Below are 2,347 nucleotides of genomic sequence, written 5' to 3' on the forward strand. Positions count from 1 at the left end.
CACTCAAATGTAGCAACTCCAATACATCAAAAGGGCCTAATTCTCATTAGACCCTTTATCTTGGCGTTTAACTGCACAGTAATTTTTATGTTTCTTATCGTTTCCTCTTTTTTGTTTCGTCATCCAGATTGTTTTAAAGCAATTGGATTTATTTACTGTACTACGTCATTTATCGTTATCCACTTTCCTGCTGAAGTATGTTTGTTATCGCTTTGTATAATAAGAACACCTGTCAAATAGAATAGTTCAAAAAAGTTTAAAATAATTTCACGTATCTATTTCCTTCATTCACCGAGTTTTTAGTTGGTTTAGTCTAATTGCCATAGGGTTGGGACGATTAACACCCTACTTTGAATCAAAAATAAGATAAAACTAACAATATAACATAAAGACATTATGAAAACTTTAGCAAAAACATTCGCAGCAGCAGCCTTGATCGCAGTATCAACATTCACTATGGCAGCAGGCAAACCAGAGGTATCAAACCCTAAAAAAGCAGTAGTTAACGTATCCACAGCAGATTTGGCCATTGACCATTACGTTGCGGTTATGACAGAAGGACAATCGGCAGGAGTAGAGCAATTGTTTACAGCAGACTTCAGTCAAAAAGTTCAGGCATCAGAAGATAAAACCAATAGCCGTTCGGAAGTTATCTCCTTCTTGAAAAAACAAAAAGGAGAGCAATTAAACTGTAAAACCAGAACTACCATCGTACAGGAGTCAGCAGACTATATGATCGCCAAAGTAACGATGCAGTTTGAAGGTTTTACCAAAACAGATCTTGTGACTTTAGTCAATGACGGCGGTAATTGGAAAGTATCTCAATCGATCAATTCTTATAAGTAATCAAGTTTAATCCATATATTAACTAGAAGCCACCTCGTGAGATGTGGCTTTTTAGAGTATCTGTTTTTGATATAAAGAGTGATTTCAATAAGTTATAATTTAATTTTAAATATAGGAGTTTGTACTTTTTTTAGTGGCCAATCCTTTTTTCTTGTAACCAATTCCTCCTTAAGCCCGTCAGAGGAGTAAGATGGTCTTGACTGCCTAACATATATCGGGACATTATAATTTGGGATCACATCCAATTCAGCATAACATTTTTTTGCCATGTCAACTATTGCTGTCCTGTTTTCCTCTGTACCTGCGATCTGACTAGCAATATAAGACTCAGGGCCATACAGTTGTTCATATATTTTTGAAGCTTCAATATCGTGAATTTTGCACGCATCATAATCTGAACTAATACTGAGTATAAGCTATTATCTTGAGGAGATAATTCTATTTGTTGCAATATTTTGGGGATCTCCTCCCACATGATCAATTCTACCAATAGATCTTTTGTGTTATCACCAATAAATTTTAAATCGGACCACATTTGATCCACGTAACCAATGATTTCTTTTCTATTCTTATGTAAAAATTGTAATTGTCTATCGCTCCAATACTCTAAAGGTAAATCTGATCGATAAAAAGCACCGTATATTCCTGTTGATTTAAATCGACCAAGACTTCCACAATTTTGCATATAGTATTCTTGTGTCATCATACAGTAGTTAAATCTATCGCGATTGTTTAGCGAATTAAATGTTTTGGCTGAAAGATGGTGGCTCAATGCATAATAGCGATCCTTACTTAAGGTCTCATTTCCTGAGACCAATTCATCAATGTAATATTCTCGCAACAGAGTACTTACAATTGATTTTCTATCAATAATCGGTATATTTTTATATTTATACTGGTCCAACCTGTATACATAAGCCGGCAAATTATTTGTTACAAATTTCGTGGTATCCTTAAGTTTATATTGAGAAAAACAGAGTAAAGGACAACCCCAAAAAAGTAATATTGAAATGTATTTTAATAAGTTTTTAAGAAAAGGCGTATAATTGGTCAATATCATATGTAGCAAAGCTATTATAAGTCTATAATATTATATTTCATTTATTAAGATAATGAAATTAATGTCCTCATCCTATTTTTTAATACAATAATTTAGAAATCAATAATAAAGAGATTATTCATAATTGAGATTATAAATTGTATTGACGTGTTATAAAAACGCATGAAATTTAACGTATTTTATTGACGTGTTACAAAAACGTTAAAAAAGTAACATCAAAATGATTAGTTGTCCGGTCTGATTGATACATTTTAGCTGTCAATGAACTAGTATTATACAGTTTATGAAGAGCATGTCCTGGATTATTTATGTATTTGTAGATATTGTTGATATGATTCTACAATTATCACATTTGAAATCATAAAGATTATGTAATTGTGTTTTTAAGGTCCATTTTTTCTTACAATTTGGGCAGAGTCTATGGAGTTGCTAACTTAGTCG

2 protein-coding genes and 1 pseudogene are annotated in these 2,347 nt (G+C 32.5%); 1 reads left to right on the plus strand and 2 read right to left on the minus strand.

Annotation, left to right across the window (positions count from 1 at the left end):
• Positions 1 to 396: 396 nt before the first annotated feature.
• Positions 397 to 846 carry a nuclear transport factor 2 family protein gene (locus tag L950_RS24945; protein ID WP_021190167.1) on the plus strand — a complete coding sequence of 150 codons (450 nt, stop codon included), beginning with the start codon at positions 397 to 399 and terminating at the stop codon, positions 844 to 846.
• Between the two features lie 274 nt (positions 847 to 1,120).
• Here the strand turns inward: L950_RS24945 and L950_RS24950 are convergent, their stop codons facing one another.
• On the minus strand, positions 1,121 to 1,750 hold the full coding sequence (locus L950_RS24950; protein ID WP_156169869.1) for a hypothetical protein: 630 nt from the start codon (positions 1,748 to 1,750) through the stop codon (positions 1,121 to 1,123).
• Between the two features lie 462 nt (positions 1,751 to 2,212).
• Positions 2,213 to 2,320: pseudogene (locus L950_RS36080) on the minus strand (DUF2310 family Zn-ribbon-containing protein); the annotation flags it as partial.
• Positions 2,321 to 2,347: the final 27 nt, after the last annotated feature.

This window comes from Sphingobacterium sp. IITKGP-BTPF85 (assembly GCF_001006065.1).
Lineage (GTDB): Bacteria > Bacteroidota > Bacteroidia > Sphingobacteriales > Sphingobacteriaceae > Sphingobacterium > Sphingobacterium anhuiense.

Coding starts and splice junctions, on each gene's coding strand:
- L950_RS24945 (WP_021190167.1), top strand. CDS start 397: ATGAAAACTTTAGCAAAAACATTCGCAGCAGCAGCCTTGATCGCAGTA.